At 57.2% G+C, this 14,532-nt stretch carries 12 protein-coding genes; 9 read left to right on the forward strand and 3 right to left on the reverse strand.

From position 1 onward, the window contains the following. Positions 1–5: 5 nt before the first annotated feature. Positions 6–773 carry an amino acid ABC transporter ATP-binding protein gene (locus tag Q4P78_RS08115; protein ID WP_303339864.1) on the forward strand — a complete coding sequence of 256 codons (768 nt, stop codon included), beginning with the start codon at positions 6–8 and terminating at the stop codon, positions 771–773. A gap of 98 nt (positions 774–871) precedes the next feature. On the opposite strand, the gene Q4P78_RS08120 is transcribed toward Q4P78_RS08115, so the two are convergent. Both Q4P78_RS08120 and Q4P78_RS08125 read right to left on the reverse strand, forming a co-directional pair. Beyond that, positions 872–1,255 carry a cupin gene (locus Q4P78_RS08120; protein WP_303339865.1) on the reverse strand — a complete coding sequence of 128 codons (384 nt, stop codon included), beginning with the start codon at positions 1,253–1,255 and terminating at the stop codon, positions 872–874. A gap of 316 nt (positions 1,256–1,571) precedes the next feature. Next, positions 1,572–3,002 carry a phosphatase PAP2 family protein gene (locus Q4P78_RS08125; protein WP_303339866.1) on the reverse strand — a complete coding sequence of 477 codons (1,431 nt, stop codon included), beginning with the start codon at positions 3,000–3,002 and terminating at the stop codon, positions 1,572–1,574. Between the two features lie 291 nt (positions 3,003–3,293). Between Q4P78_RS08125 and Q4P78_RS08130 the strand changes: the two genes are divergently transcribed. Continuing rightward, positions 3,294–4,355, forward strand: a complete 1,062-nt coding sequence (locus Q4P78_RS08130) for an o-succinylbenzoate synthase (RefSeq protein WP_303339867.1) — start codon at positions 3,294–3,296, stop codon at positions 4,353–4,355. Positions 4,356–4,407: 52 nt separating this feature from the next. Then, the gene (menD, locus tag Q4P78_RS08135) at positions 4,408–6,237 is read left to right on the forward strand and encodes a 2-succinyl-5-enolpyruvyl-6-hydroxy-3-cyclohexene-1-carboxylic-acid synthase (protein ID WP_303339868.1); all 1,830 of its coding nucleotides are present in this window, start codon (positions 4,408–4,410) and stop codon (positions 6,235–6,237) included. Positions 6,238–6,339: 102 nt separating this feature from the next. Here the strand turns inward: menD and Q4P78_RS08140 are convergent, their stop codons facing one another. Next, positions 6,340–7,257, reverse strand: coding sequence for an MBL fold metallo-hydrolase (locus Q4P78_RS08140; protein WP_303339870.1), 918 nt, complete (start codon positions 7,255–7,257; stop codon positions 6,340–6,342). 202 nt (positions 7,258–7,459) lie between these two features. Between Q4P78_RS08140 and gluQRS the strand changes: the two genes are divergently transcribed. From gluQRS to Q4P78_RS08170, 6 genes are all read left to right on the forward strand, one after another. Next, positions 7,460–8,458 carry a tRNA glutamyl-Q(34) synthetase GluQRS gene (gluQRS, locus tag Q4P78_RS08145; RefSeq protein ID WP_303339872.1) on the forward strand — a complete coding sequence of 333 codons (999 nt, stop codon included), beginning with the start codon at positions 7,460–7,462 and terminating at the stop codon, positions 8,456–8,458. A gap of 417 nt (positions 8,459–8,875) precedes the next feature. Next, positions 8,876–10,414 carry a sodium/proline symporter PutP gene (gene putP / locus Q4P78_RS08150; RefSeq protein ID WP_303339873.1) on the forward strand — a complete coding sequence of 513 codons (1,539 nt, stop codon included), beginning with the start codon at positions 8,876–8,878 and terminating at the stop codon, positions 10,412–10,414. Between the two features lie 169 nt (positions 10,415–10,583). Further along, a complete protein-coding gene (locus Q4P78_RS08155) occupies positions 10,584–11,540 on the forward strand; it encodes a 1,4-dihydroxy-2-naphthoyl-CoA synthase (protein ID WP_303339880.1) in 957 nt (318 codons plus the stop codon). 25 nt (positions 11,541–11,565) lie between these two features. Further along, on the forward strand, positions 11,566–12,852 hold the full coding sequence (locus tag Q4P78_RS08160; protein ID WP_303339881.1) for an AMP-binding protein: 1,287 nt from the start codon (positions 11,566–11,568) through the stop codon (positions 12,850–12,852). Between the two features lie 63 nt (positions 12,853–12,915). After that, a complete protein-coding gene (locus Q4P78_RS08165) occupies positions 12,916–13,833 on the forward strand; it encodes a 1,4-dihydroxy-2-naphthoate polyprenyltransferase (protein ID WP_303339882.1) in 918 nt (305 codons plus the stop codon). Positions 13,834–14,002: 169 nt separating this feature from the next. Next, positions 14,003–14,443, forward strand: coding sequence for a PLD nuclease N-terminal domain-containing protein (locus Q4P78_RS08170; RefSeq protein ID WP_303339884.1), 441 nt, complete (start codon positions 14,003–14,005; stop codon positions 14,441–14,443). Positions 14,444–14,532: the final 89 nt, after the last annotated feature.

The following is a 14,532-nucleotide window of genomic DNA, read 5'->3' on the forward strand; positions in this document are numbered from 1 at the left end:
GGATCATGACTGAAAGCGTACAGAACCCCGCGTCCGTGACTATTTCCGGACTGCACAAATCCTACGGCAAGGTTGAGGTGCTCAAGGGCATTGATATGCAGGTGGCTCCTGGCGAGGTGGTCTGCCTGATCGGCCCGTCCGGTAGCGGCAAGTCGACCCTGCTGCGTTGCGTGAACCTGCTGGAGGAGCCAAACGCGGGCACGATCACGGTGGGTGATACCGAGGTGACCGACCCGGATATTGATATTGATGCCCTGCGCCAGCGTATGGGCATGGTATTCCAGCAGTTCAATCTCTTCCCGCATCTTTCGGTGCTGGAAAATTGCACGATTGCTCAGATTAAGGTGCTCAAGCGCTCCAAGGAGGAGGCGGAGCAGGTTGCTCGCGCCCAGCTTGAGAAGGTCGGTCTGGGCGATAAGGCTGATCGTTTCCCGGCTCAGCTTTCGGGCGGTCAGCAGCAGCGTGTGGCTATTGCTCGCGCTCTGTCGATGAACCCGCAGCTAATGCTCTTTGATGAGCCGACCAGCGCGCTGGACCCGGAGATGGTGGGCGAGGTGCTGGCGATTATGCGTGAGCTTGCCGATGAGGGTATGACCATGATTGTGGTAACCCACGAGATGGGCTTTGCTCGCGAGGTTGCCGATACCGTGGTCTTTATGGCTGACGGTGTAGTGGTTGAAGCGGGACCGGCGGAGCAGGTGATTGGTTCGCCCACTCAGGAGCGTACTCAGCTCTTCCTCTCTCGCGTGCTGGATCCCACCCACGCAGCATAAATTCTATTCAGGAACCACACGGTGCCCGCTTCCCCTTCATGGGCAGGCGGGCACCGTGTGTGTTTAAAGGTTATATATCTCGCCGGGAGTGCCGGGTCTTAGAGAACGGTAACGTCCTCTTCAATGGAGATCTTGGGCTGCGGGTGGGACTCACCGGTGAGCATGGTAACCATCAGGGTGGAGTCTTCACGCGCGGTCAAAGAGTGCAGCAGCTTAGCGGTCACGTGAATGGGCTTACCGGGAACCAGCAGAATATCCTGATCCTTCACGCGGAAATCAATGGCACCCTTGAGAGCCTGAACAATAATGGGGTGTACACTGTAGTGCTCGTGCCAGGACTGACCGGCTGCCAGCTCCATAATGGTGATATTGGCACCGTCGCCGTCCAGCAGCTTCTTTGCCTGGGGCTTGTCCTCAAAGGGGGTCAGGTAGCCCTGCAGCTGGGGGAAGACGAGTACGGTACCTTCATTGGTTCCTGCCATGATTTCTCCTTAGAATCGGGGCGTGTTTCGGGGTGTTTAGCCCCGGAACACTAAAATTTGCATTATTAATACTTATTTTATGTGCCCTGGCGCCCGAGCGCAATAGCACCGAGCCTGCACCTCATAAACCAGCCCCTCACACAGGTATAGATCAAGCGCGCGGGCATAAAAATATACGCCCCGCTCCATCCTGCCTTCTGATTTTCAGGATAGAGCGGCGCGTACACCACGTATTCAACACTGCCGGTTACACCGGGTTATTTCTCACTCAACGGACTCGAGAACCCGCTCACGCCCTGCCCTCAGGACAGGAAATCTAGTAGGACCACACGCGAGTGTAGACCGAACGCGGCCTATTGCGCGGCCGCAGCAAACCAATACAAATCGCAGTAGCACCCGTATTGATTGCCAGGATCATGCAGGTACCGGCAGCAAAAGCACCACCGGGCATAGGCGAAACCTGCGTAATCAGGAACATGACCAGCGCACAGAAGCTCATAAAGAGGGTCGCAATAGATAGCAGCGGCACAATCACAATGCCCGCCGATGAGGGCACACTGAAGTCCTCGGGGCGGATATAGCGCAGCAGGCCAAAGGCAAAAACCGTCCAAAAGGCAGTGACCAAAATAGCGCTGATAATATCGCCCGGGCGGTGCCAACCATTAATAATGGTGGATACACCCACCGCGAAGGTCGCAATGGAGGCAAAGAACGCCACCGTGGGGCGCCATGCTCGAGGCGCTGCCACCAGCAGGGCGGTACCGGCTGCCGCGGCAAAGGTGGTGTGGCCGCTGGGGGAAGAATTATTCAGCGCATCCTGAATACCGAAATCGGGCTTGGTAATCAGATAATGCTTGAGCACAAAAGTACTCGCGCACGCCATGGCCGCAGCTCCAATACCCACCAGGGCGGGCAAGAAACGATGCTTGAAAATCAACACCATTGCCAGGGCAATGACCGCAATAACACCCACCGCTGCCGGTAGAGCATCCAGAGCCTTCAAAGAGGACGCCTGATACTCGGTGAACTGAGCCTGGAATTCAATAAAGCTACGCTCATCAAAAGCCTGGCCACTGGCGGTCATCACAAAATAGTGCAGGGACGCCCACGTGCAGACGGCAAAGAAAATCAGGGCGCACACATATTTGAAAATAATGCTCACGCTCGGGCTATAGCGCAGGCTCTGCTCATGCTCGGCGCTCTGGCTCTGATTCGCACCGTCCAGGGGCACACGATAGGGCATCTGGGAGCCAGAATTCACCGGAATTCCATGACTGACCAGCGGACCGCTGTACTGACTATAGGGTTGCATGCGCTGAGTCTGCTGGGCGGCGGCGTAATAGGCTGCCGCGGGTGCGGGGGCTGCGGTGGGTCGAACCGGACGTACCGGCTGACTCTGATAGCCCGTAATGATGTCTTCTTCCGCAGCTTCCTGTGCGGAGGCGGGCATCAGGCGGGTTGCATCCTCCGTGGAGCTTTGCCTCGCCGACTGAGCCGAGGAGGCGGGCATAATACGGGTTTCATCGCTGTGCGCGCCAGAGCTGCGTTCCTCAGAGTTGTGCCTATGAGAAGCACGGGAGGCACGCGAGCGCGCTGCCGGATCGTACACGGCGGTTATTTCTTCTACGGTGCTGTCTGTGGTGGGTGAGTTCACTGCCGGTGATGTTTGGTCAAGAACAATGGTTTCGATGGCAGAGGGAAAAGCAATGGTTTCTTCTCCCTGAGGTGACCGGGGGTTCTGGCTCATTGTTTCCCTCCTTTGACCGTGGTTGGTGGTGGTGTGCCCGCCGTCTGTGAGGTGCAGGGCACGCGCCAAAAGGAGCAGCTTGAGTCCCTTTAGCCGATTACACATTCCACTATGTCAGGTTAAGCTATGAAAAGGACAGGTTTTTGGGCTCTGAAGCTGTGAGTTTCTTGAGAATTCTACGCCTGCGCCTGATCTGCAGAGCTATGAGTAGCCCTCTGACCTGTATTAACGCACCCGCAGCCGCCCATATTCCGCCTTCCCTGCCCCGAGCTTTCTCAAGGAGTACACACCATGACAATCGCCGATTCTTTTCCCGCCGGTTGGGGTTTTATCACCACCGGCACTACCCTACCCAGTCTCGATGAAGTTCTGGCGAGTGCGCACTATATGACCCTGCCCATGGCGGTGCGTTTTCGCGGAGTACAGCAGCGCGAATCGGCTCTGATTCACGGCACTCACGGCTGGGGTGAGTTCGCGCCCTTTGTGGAATATGAGGATCCGGAGGCGCTCTTCTGGTTTGCCAGCGCGCTGGAGGCTGCCTATCTGCCAGCTGTTCCCGCACGCCGCGCCGAGATTGCGGTTAATGCAACTCTGCCCGCGGTATCTCCCGAGCAGGTAGCTAGCGTGTTGGAGCGCTATGAGGGTCAGATTGGGGAGTTGAAAGTCAAGGTTGCCGAGCGGGGTCAGAACCTTGAAGAGGATATTGCTCGTCTGCGCCGGGTGCGTGAGCTGCTGCCCGAGGCGAAACTGAAGGTAGACGCGAATATGGGCTGGAGTATGGATCAGGCTCAGCAGGCTTTGGGCGCTTTTGAAGAGTTCGACCTGCTCTATTGTGAGCAGCCGGTTGCTACTATCGCAGAACTGGCGGCTCTGCGCGCCTGGCGCGATGACCGGGGGTTGAGTGTGCGTATTGCTGCCGATGAGTCGGTGCGTAAAGCCAATGACCCCCTGCGTGTGGCTCGTGAGGGTGCTGCCGATGTATTGGTGCTCAAGGCGGCTCCTCTGGGCGGTGTGCGCCGTGCCCGCGAGGTAATTGAGCGTGCGGGGCTGCCAGCGGTCATTTCTTCGGCGCTGGAGTCTTCGGTGGGTATTGCTACGGGTGTGTCCCTGGCAGCTTCGCTGGATTCCCTGCCTTATGGTTGCGGCTTAGATACGGTCTCGCTGCTAAGTGAAGATTGCGCCGCGCAGCCCTATCGTTCGCTCAGCGGTCGCATGGAGGTTCGCACGGTTCAGCCCGATAGTACGCGCCTGCAGCAGCTGGCGAGCGTCCCGGAACGCGCATCCTGGTGGCGTGCACGTATTGAACGCTGTTATGCACTGCTACAGGCGTCAATTCAGGCACACTCTGCCTAAACTTTGGGCACACTCGCTCAAGAGCCACGCCTAGAAACGCTACACTAGGTAGGTGACTAATTCCCCGATGCTGACCGCCATTTCGGTTCTCGATTCGCTGATTCGTGCCGGTATGCGCCATGTGGTGCTCTCCCCCGGTTCCCGCAGCGCTCCCCTCGCCTACGCTCTTGCCGCCGCAGCCGATGCCGGTGTTGTGGTGGCTCATGTGCGCGTGGATGAGCGAACCGCTGGCTTTACAGCTCTGGGTATTGCCAAGGCGACCGGCTCTCCTGTCGGCTTGATATGTACCTCGGGCACCGCGGCGGGTGAGTATGTTCCCGCCGTGATGGAGGCGTACCACACGGGTGTTCCGCTGGCCATTATGACCGCCGATCGTCCGGCATCTTTGCGCGGTACGGGCGCTAATCAGACCACCGTGCAGCCGGGTATGTTCTCTTCCTTTGTGCGTGCTAGCGCCGATTTGGTGAATTATCCGGAGGATGAAGAGGGTCAGCAGACGGAGGATTTTAGCGCCTGCCTGTCGGCTCTGACCGGTCGTAATAGCGATTGGTTGGCTGATGATATTGTGGTGGGCCCGGCACATATTAATATTTGCCTGCCCGCGCCGCTGACTCCTTCTGAGCGTGAGGCGCAGATTCTGCCCCTGTGGGCTTCTAAGCTGGCGGAGTCCATTGATTTTGGTGCCGAGGCTCAGGCTCTGGAGTCGCAGCTGAACGATGTGCACTATAGCCCCGGTGAGCTGATGTTTATGGGTATGCATCAGATGCAGAATGAATCTCAGGAACCTAGCGAATCTCAACCGCGCACCGTCATTCTTGCTGCCGATCAGGCTCCCGCTTTTGCCGCGGAGTTTGCCTCTATGACCGGTCTGCCCCTGCTGGCTGAGCCTTCTTCGAATGTGCGCGATGGTGTTCATTCTATTGCTCACTACCCGCAGATTATTGCCTCCGAATTGGGGGGCGAGATTGAGCGCGTGGTGCTTTTTGGTCATCCCACGCTCACTCGCCCGGTGACCGAGCTGCTGGCTCGAGAGTCGGTACAGGTGGCTATCTACGCTCCCACTCCGGCAAGCTGGTATGAGAGCGGCGCGCGTAGCGAAATTGAGATTTCCGCTCCGGCGAAGCTCTATGATTTCGCCATGGGTGCTGAGCGTACCGAGGGCTGGACTGCTCGTTGGGAGCAGGAGTCTGAGCGTGCCCAGGAGCTCTTTGAGCGTTCCTTAGCTGCCTATCGCTCGGGTCGATTTGGTGAAGAGTATGTACAGCCGGATAATTACCGCGATCGTACCGCGGGTCGTTCCCTGGCGCGCTGGATCTGGGGTCAATCGGCTCAGGAGGGTCGCGCCCTGGTGGTGGGTTCCTCGAATCTGATTCGCGATTTGGATTTCGCGGCTCCTGTTTCTGAGGATTCTGCGCCCTACCCGGTGTACGCTAATCGCGGTCTTGCCGGTATTGACGGTACCCTGGCGACCGCTATCGGTATTTCTTTGGCGGGTTACTACCCCACCGGCGTGGCGGAAGAACCCGTTGCAGGCCAGGCGGAACCGGTGACTCTGCTCTGCGGTGATTTGACCTTCCAGCATGATATTGCATCCCTAAATCTGCCGGTGACCGAATTACTGCCGGATGTTCGCGTGCATGTTTTTGATGATGCGGGCGGCGGTATTTTCACTACCCTGGAGCACGGGGATATGGCGAAGAACCCGCAGTTCACCTCCGCGGTGGATCGTTTCTTTACCCTGGCGGCGGCTGAGAATCGTGATTTGAAGGCTATGGTTGCCGGTTTTGGTGCGAGCCCCGAAAATCCGCAGGCGGGTATTGAGGTGCATATTCACACTCCCTTTGATCTGAGCGTGTACCGCTCCGATGAGGAAGAGAACTAAGAAGCAGCCACAAACATAGATAGCAAAAGGTCAGGGCTATATTTCCCAATATCAATAGGTGAAATATAGCCCTGACCTGTATCTATAGCTAGAGACTAGCGATTAGGAACCGGGCTGGCCCAGGGTAATCGGGCCGGTAAAGCCACTGGTTACCGGGTTAATCTGGGCGTCATCTTCGGTGCTCTCGGTGGCGAGCGCATCCAGCTTGGTCAGACGATCCAGCAGAATACGGGTGGCACCGGGAGAGAAGCTGAGCTTGAACATTGCCGCAGTGGTTGCCTCTGCATTGGCATCCAGTGCAGAGGAACGAATCGAGGTCACTGCCTGCTCAATGGTGTCGGCCATGCGCACCACATAATCGCGGTCCACGGGTTCACCATTGCCGGGCACATAAATACGGTAGCGCTGCAGTTCAGTTACCGCGCGCAGAGTCTCTACCCAGCGTTCGGGGTAGGCGTCACTAAAGGCGGGGTCTACGCCTTCTTCTACCACGGAGCCGGTAAAGAGCACGTCCTCCACGCCAATGAGCACGTCGCCGTCAGTGTGAGCGGCACCGAAGTACATGAGGGTTGCGGTGCGCGAACCCAGGTCAATGGGGGTGAAGGTGACTCCCTCAATATTGTCGCTGGCGATCAGGCGATCGGGTACGACAATATCGGTGCCGGGGCCGGAGTGGTGTGCCATTTCCGGTTCGAGGGTTTCTACGTAGAGGCGCTGCGCTTCACCGTATTTTTCGATTGCGCGCGCGGTGCGCGGGTGAGCCCAGATTTCCTCGGCACCCATTGCGTGGAAGACATCATTGCCCATGAAACGCTCAAAGTGCGCGTGGGTATTCACCACGATTAGAGGCAGGCGCGTAATGCGGCGTACCTCATCATAAATTTCTGTTGCTTGGCGCGGACCGGCACCGGTGTCGATGACCAGCGCTTTTTCCAGACCGAGAATCAGACCGGTGTTGAGTCGGTAGTTGTCGGTGGCAATACGGTAGACGCCATCTGCAAGTTCGATTGTACGAGCCATAATATATAACCCTACTCCACGGCGGGGCGCTCTGGCTATCTCGTCGCGATTTTTTATTCAATTGTTAGAAAACATTTATATATATTTCAACGTTTTCTTGAGAGATTCTGGCAGATTCCGGCACGTTCTAGAGACTCCGGGTATCTTAGGCGCGCGCTGCGGCATTCAACCCACGAGCGCACCCTGGCGGTAGCATAGAACTATGAGTACTTCTTCTCTTCCCCTCTATGCTCGCCCGCTCTATGCTGAGACGAGCAGCTCCTCCTATGGCGCGAGTGCCGGTCGTTACGCTCCTTCTCCTTCCGGGGATTTGCACCTGGGCAATCTGCGCACCGCGGTGCTGGCGTGGCTGATGGCGCGCTCTACCTCTCGCGCTTTTCATATGCGTGTGGAGGATCTGGACCGTGTGCGTGAGGGCGCGGCGCAGCGCCAGCTAGATGATTTGGCGTCCTTGGGTATTGATTGGGATGAACCGGCGCTCTATCAGAGCACGCGCATTGAGGCTTATGCTTCGGCTTTTGAGTATCTAAAGCAGCAGGGTCTGGTGTATGAGTGTTTTTGTACTCGCCGTGAGATTCAGGAGGCATCCAGCGCCCCGCACGGCGCGCCCGGCGCTTACCCGGGTACCTGCAGGGATCTAACCCAGGAGCAGAGAGAAGAGAAGCGGGCGGTGCGTCCCCCGGCGTATCGTTTGCGCGCCGATCGCAGCAGCTATACCGTGCATGATGATTTTGCCGGCGATTACACCGGGGATGTGGATGATTTTGTCCTCCTGCGCAATGACGGCACCTACGCCTACAACCTGGTCTCAGTGGTCGATGATCACGCCCAGGGTGTGGATCAGGTGGTACGCGGCGATGATTTGCTGCCCTCAGCTCCCCGTCAGGCGTATCTGGCGAGCCTGCTGAATTTTGAGCCGGTGAGCTACGCCCATGTGCCCCTGGCACTGAACTCTGAGGGTAAGCGTCTGGCTAAGCGCGATGGCGCGGTGACCCTGGAGCAGCTGCGCCAGGCGGGCGCCTCCACCGCTCAGTTGCTGGGTTGGATTGCCGATTCTATTCCTCTGGATATTCCGGCAGATCTGCGAGCGCGCGGTATTGAGTCGGTTGCCGATATGCTGCCTTTCTTCAGCCCAGATTCTATTGCTCAGCACCCCTGGGTGGTGACCGATCAGCTGGGTGATTTTATGGATTCTCTCTAAGGACACCTTCTAAGGGGTTTCTGACTGCTCCGGTTCAGACTATACAGACTATGCATATTTATAGTTCCGGCTCGACGATCTGAGCGATTCCGCAGACCCGCATACAGCCCCGTGACCAGGGGAAATACTAAGCCCGCCCTCCGCATTCTGATACGTGCGGAGGGCGGGTTTTTCACGTATTTTAAGGACTATAGCGCATGGACTGCTATATATATCTGAGATACGAGTAACTAAACTGAGCCACATGTGTCATGGTTCATATAGTGGATACTCGGGCGCACAGTTTTTGCTTTTCCACCCCGCCAGTCTAGAATGTTATACAGATTACTCATAAAGTCATGGGTTTTTGAATAATTAAAACCAACCACACCGGTCACACACACGATGAACGATCATCGCACCCCGGAAGGAATAAAAATGGACGCAACTACCTGGCAAGTTATAGCCCTGGCGATATACTTCGTCGCCATGATCGCTATCGGTCTGTGGGCCAATAGCAAGAACACCAGCCTGGACGACTACGTGCTCGGTGGCCGTCAGCTCTCCCCCACTGTCGCCGCTCTCTCGGCGGGCGCCGCCGATATGTCCGGTTGGCTGCTAATGGGTCTGCCTGGCGCCGTCTACATTACGGGTCTGTCCGAGTCCTGGATTGCTATCGGCCTGACCATTGGCGCATGGTGCAACTGGAAGTTCATCGCCCCGCGTCTGCGTAGCTACACCGAGGTCTCCGGTAACGCCGTGACCGTGCCCGTGTTCCTGAGCAACCGCCTGCGCGATAAGCGCAAGCTGCTGCGTATCTTCTCGGGTCTGATCATTCTGATCTTCTTCACCTTCTACGTCTCCTCCGGCATGGTTGCGGGCGGTAAGTTCTTCGAGTCTTCCTTCAACCAGGATTTCCACACCGGCATGCTGCTGGTTGCCGGTATTACCGTGTTCTACACCCTCTTCGGTGGCTTTATGGGTGCCTCCTACACCGATATGGTGCAGGGTATTTTGATGGTGACCGCTCTGCTGGCTGTGCCCGTGGTAGCACTGATCAACCTGGGCGATATGGGTAGCGTGACCGAGTCCATCGCTCACGCCAACCCCAACGCTATTAACCTCTTTGCAGCATCCGGCGGCATTGTAGGCATTATTTCCGCCGCCGCCTGGGGTCTGGGCTACTTCGGTCAGCCGCATATTATTGTCCGCTTTATGGCAATGCGCACCCCCAAGGATGCAACCAGCGGCCGCCGCATCGGCATCTCCTGGATGCTGCTGACCGTGATCGGCGCAATCTCCACCGCCTTTGTGGGTATTGCCTACTTCGCTAAGCACCCGGAGGTTTCCCTGACCGACGCTAAGAGCGCTGAGTCCGTCTTCCTGGATCTCTCCCAGCTTCTCTTCCACCCCTTTATTGCAGGTATGATTCTGGCGGCTGTGCTCGCGGCAATTATGTCCACTCTTTCTTCTCAGCTGGTTGTGTGCTCCTCGGCTCTGATTGAGGACCTCTACGGCGTGTTCTCCTCCCGCAAGCTGACCGCCAACCAGTCCCTGTGGCTGGGTCGTGCCGGTGTGGCTCTGGTGGCAATTGTTGCCGCAATCCTGGCGTGGAACCCCGATAGCTCCATTCTGCAGCTGGTGGCGTTCGCCTGGGCTGGTTTCGGTTCGGCGTTCGGCCCGACTGTGATTCTCTCCCTGTACTGGCGCAAGCTGACCCTGCAGGGTGCGCTCTCCTCCATGGTGGTGGGTGCCCTGGTGGCGTTCTTCTGGGGTCAGTCTAAGGAGCTGCACTCGGCTATGTACGAGATGGTTCCGGCGTTCTTCTCGGCGTTTGCTGTTGCTGTGATTGTTTCCCTGGCAACCTATAAGCCCAATGCTGAGATTGATGAAGAATTTTCCCTGGCTGTTGAACTGGCACGCACCGGTAAGACTCTGGATGATATCCAGGCTTCCGAGCCCGCGGCTGCTAAGTAGGCAGTACAGGAAGAATACGCACCGTATCTTTTATCTGTTGAGATACACTGCGTGAAAAGATAGTGAGCACCCCGCCCCGCGCATCGCTCAATGCGCGGGGCGGGGTTTTCTATCTTTTCCTCCCCTATCCGCGCCGGGAGCCCGAAGAGCCCTGGTCTAGAATAGAACTATGACTACTGCTAATCTGCCCGAAAAAGTCTCGGATATCTTCAACCCCCAGCACTGGCGCGTGGTGGAAGGTTTCGAGGACTTCACCGATATCACCTACCACCGCCAGGTTGAGCGCAATGAAAACGGCGACATTGTGCGCGATTTGCCCTGCGTGCGTATCGCGTTTAACCGCCCCGAGGTGCGCAATGCATTCCGCCCCGGCACCGTGGATGAGCTCTACCGCGCCATGGACCACGCGCGCATGACCAGCGATGTGGGCACCGTGCTGCTGACCGGCAACGGCCCCTCCCCCAAGGACGGTGGCTGGGCGTTCTGCTCCGGCGGCGACCAGCGTATTCGCGGCCGCGATGGCTACCGCTACGCCGAGGGTGAGACCGCAGAGTCCATTGACCCGGCACGCGCGGGCCGCCTGCACATTCTGGAAGTGCAGCGCCTGATGCGCACCATGCCCAAGGTGGTTATTGCTCTGGTGTCCGGTTGGGCTGCCGGTGGCGGTCACTCCCTGCACGTGGTGGCGGATCTGACCATTGCCTCCGAGGAGTACGGTAAGTTCAAGCAGACCGATGCGACCGTGGGTTCTTTTGACGCCGGTTATGGTTCGGCTCTGCTAGCTCGCCAGGTGGGTCAGAAGTTCGCGCGCGAGATTTTCTTCCTCGCCAAGGAGTACGATGCTCAGCGCATGTACGAAATGGGCGCCGTGAACGATGTTGTGCCCCATGAGCAGCTGGAAGAGAAGGGTCTGGAATACGCGGCTCATATTGCGCGCCAGTCCCCGCAGGCTATTCGTATGCTCAAGTACGCTTTCAACCTGCCCGATGACGGTATGCTCGGTCAGCAGGTGTTTGCCGGTGAGGCGACTCGCATGGCGTATATGACCGATGAGGCTGTTGAGGGTCGCGATGCGTTCTTGCAGAAGCGTGACCCGGACTGGTCGGCATACCCCTACTATTTCTAAACCCTTTGCGGTTGATAGCGCTGTGATGAGTGAACAGCTGATGAGTCTACCCTCGGGGTTGCGCCCTGTGCGCGCCCCGGGGGTTGATTCTCTGCGCCCTGATACGGTCCGTGTTTATGCTGATCGACCCGCCGATATTCCGGCTATGCTGGCTGCTTTTGAGCGCTCTCTGAATAGTGCTGATAGGGATTATCCGGCGCTGGTGGTGGGCACCTCGGGTTCTACCGGCACACCGAAGCAGACTCTGCTGAGCGCCGGTGCTTTGGCGGCGAGCGCTAGTGCTACCGAAGGCTATTTTGCGGGTATTTCGGGGGTCTCTGCGAGCGTTTCGGGAGCGGCTCAGTGGTTGTTGGCTCTTCCGGCGCACTATGTGGCGGGGGCTCAGGTGCTGGCTCGTTCGGTGCTGGCGGGTACTTCCCCGGTGATTGCTGATTCGGTGACTCAAAACGTCAGTTTTAGCCCCACTGTTTTTCTCTCGGCTGCCCATGCTCTGAGCTCTTCCCGCACCTTTATATCTTTGGTGCCCACTCAGCTGCATAAGCTGCTGGAGGCTGCCGATAGCGACCCGACTCTGGGCTCTGAGATTCACGCTGCGCTGGGCTCTTTTACGGGTATTTTGCTCGGTGGTGCCCCTGCGAGTGCTGCTCTGCTGGCTCAGGCTTCTGAGTTGAGCCTGCCGGTGGTGACCACCTACGGTAGTGCTGAGAGTGCCGGTGGTTGTCTCTATGCTCGCTACCCGAATGACTTAGAAGCGCTGCCGGGTGTGCAGCTGCGCTGTGTTCCGGAGGATTCTGCCCCCGAGGGTGCCGGTCGTATTTATCTGGGTGGGGATCATATTGCCAGCGGCTATGTGGGCGATGAGCAGCGCACCGCTGAGCATTTCTTCGTGGATTCGCAGGGTACGCGCTGGTATCGAACGGATGATTACGGCGCTCTATCTACTCACGGACTGAGCGTGCTCGGTCGCAGTGACGATGTGATTATTTCCGGCGGGATTAAGATTTCAGCCTCCGCGGTGCGGCAGGCTCTTGAAGGGGCTCCGCAGGTGCGCGAGGCGTTTGTGGCGGGTGTGCCCGATGCCCGCTGGGGTAGCGCCGTGGTGGCCGCCTACACCAAGGTTGGAGCATCCGGCGCTTCTTCTACTGCGGAGCCCCTAGAACAGCATTTATCTCAGTTGTGCACGGAGCAATTGGGCGCGCACGCACGACCGAAACTACTTGTCGCCTTAGAGGATTTCCCGGTGACCTCTACGGGTAAGCCGGATCGCGCAGCGCTGATTGGAATCCTCACCGAGCGTTATAGGGCGCAATAGGTATCCCTGCGCTTTAGGTATAGACTTAAAACTCTGATCTCACTCCCCTGTTGAAAGGACGCCGTGGCAACTCTAGGCCAATGGATTGAAGGCGCTCGTTTGCGCACCCTGCCCTTGGCGGTGGCTCCCGTGATTGCGGGTTCTGCTGCTGCCTATGAGCTGCACGCTTTTAAGCCGCTCTATGCGCTGCTGGCTGCGGCGGTGGCGTTTTTCTTGCAGGTGGGTGTTAATTACGCCAATGATTATTCGGACGGCATTAAGGGTACCGATGAGAATCGTGTGGGCCCGTTGCGCCTGGTGGGTTCGGGTGTGGCGTCCCCGCGTAGCGTGAAGTACGCGGCGTTTGGCTGTTTTGGTGCGGCTATGCTGGCTGGTTTGGTTCTGATTGCCCTGGCGAATCAGTGGTGGTTTATTCTAATTGGCGCTTCGAGCGTGTTTGCTGCCTGGGGTTATACGGGCGGTAAGCGACCCTATGGTTATATGGGCCTGGGCGATGTGTTTGTCTTTGTGTATTTTGGTTTGGTGGCGACTTTGGGCACCCAGTACACTCAGGCGAATACGCTGAGCCTGCTGGGTTGGGTGAGTGCTATTGCTATTGGTTTAATGTCCTGTGCGCTGCTGATGGCTAATAATGTGCGTGATATTCCCACGGATATTGAGGCGGGTAAGCTGACGTTAGCGGTGCGTTTGGGTGAGCGTAATGCGCGCCTGGTCTACATTGCGGAGATGGCTGTGGCTCTGGCACTGACTTTGCTTCTACTGCCGAGCAATGTGTGGTTTGCTCTGGTGTTTGTGCTGATTGGGCCGACCGTTCATTCCTGTGTGACGGTGTGGTACGGTACGGGTCGTGAGCTGATTCCCGTATTGAAGCAGGCGGGTATTGTGACTCTGGCGTATTCGCTGATTATTGCTGTGGCGGTGTGGCTGGGTCGTTTTGATTTGTTTGCTGCGGTGATCTCTCCGGTGTTTACCGGTTATTAGGATTGAGTCCCTGGTGGGGCTGTGCCCGGTGTCTTCTGTGTGGAGGCGCCGGGCTTTTCTGTACTCATATCTCTGTGCTTATCTGTCTGGTGTGGAGGGACTGTGTGCTCTGGAGGGACGGTGCGCGTTGCTCAGGTCTGTGGTGCATGGTGTGTGTCATACTGGGGGTATGATTCGTGCGCTTGTGATGATTTTGCCGCCTCTGTTGGCGATTGGTTTTGCTGTGTATGCGTTGATTGATGCTGCGCGGTCGGATGCTGAGCGTATACGTAATTTGCCGAAGGGCGCGTGGATTTCGCTGATTGTACTGTTTAATGTGGTGGGTTCTGCGGCGTGGTTTATTGCTGGTCGTCCGAAGGGTCAGAGTGTACCGAAGCCAAGTGATGTGCTCAGACGTGAGCCGGAGCTTCCTGCGCGCGGTGCCGCCCCGGACGATGATGAGGAGTACCTGCGCTGGCTCGAGCAGCAGGCAAAGCGCAAGCGCGACTCTTCTGTATCTGACTCTCAATCGTCTACTTCTAAATCCTCATCCAATGATTCTAAAACCCCTACCAATGAGGAAAATCAAGAATCTTCAGAAGACAATCCTGAGAATCCAACTTCACCATAAATCAATTCTAGAGTCTTGCATCAAATATTATGCAAAAATATCATAAATATTAAACTTAATTAAAAGAATAAAATTGATCAACACTAGGA

Origin of the sequence: Rothia sp. (in: high G+C Gram-positive bacteria) (assembly GCF_030540545.1) — a bacterium.
GTDB lineage: Bacteria > Actinomycetota > Actinomycetes > Actinomycetales > Micrococcaceae > Rothia.

Coding starts and splice junctions, on each gene's coding strand:
- Q4P78_RS08115 (WP_303339864.1), top strand. CDS start 6: ATGACTGAAAGCGTACAGAACCCCGCGTCCGTGACTATTTCCGGACTG.
- Q4P78_RS08120 (WP_303339865.1), bottom strand. CDS start 1,255: ATGGCAGGAACCAATGAAGGTACCGTACTCGTCTTCCCCCAGCTGCAG.
- Q4P78_RS08125 (WP_303339866.1), bottom strand. CDS start 3,002: ATGAGCCAGAACCCCCGGTCACCTCAGGGAGAAGAAACCATTGCTTTT.
- Q4P78_RS08130 (WP_303339867.1), top strand. CDS start 3,294: ATGACAATCGCCGATTCTTTTCCCGCCGGTTGGGGTTTTATCACCACC.
- Q4P78_RS08140 (WP_303339870.1), bottom strand. CDS start 7,257: ATGGCTCGTACAATCGAACTTGCAGATGGCGTCTACCGTATTGCCACC.
- gluQRS (WP_303339872.1), top strand. CDS start 7,460: ATGAGTACTTCTTCTCTTCCCCTCTATGCTCGCCCGCTCTATGCTGAG.
- putP (WP_303339873.1), top strand. CDS start 8,876: ATGGACGCAACTACCTGGCAAGTTATAGCCCTGGCGATATACTTCGTC.
- Q4P78_RS08155 (WP_303339880.1), top strand. CDS start 10,584: ATGACTACTGCTAATCTGCCCGAAAAAGTCTCGGATATCTTCAACCCC.
- Q4P78_RS08160 (WP_303339881.1), top strand. CDS start 11,566: ATGAGTGAACAGCTGATGAGTCTACCCTCGGGGTTGCGCCCTGTGCGC.
- Q4P78_RS08170 (WP_303339884.1), top strand. CDS start 14,003: ATGATTCGTGCGCTTGTGATGATTTTGCCGCCTCTGTTGGCGATTGGT.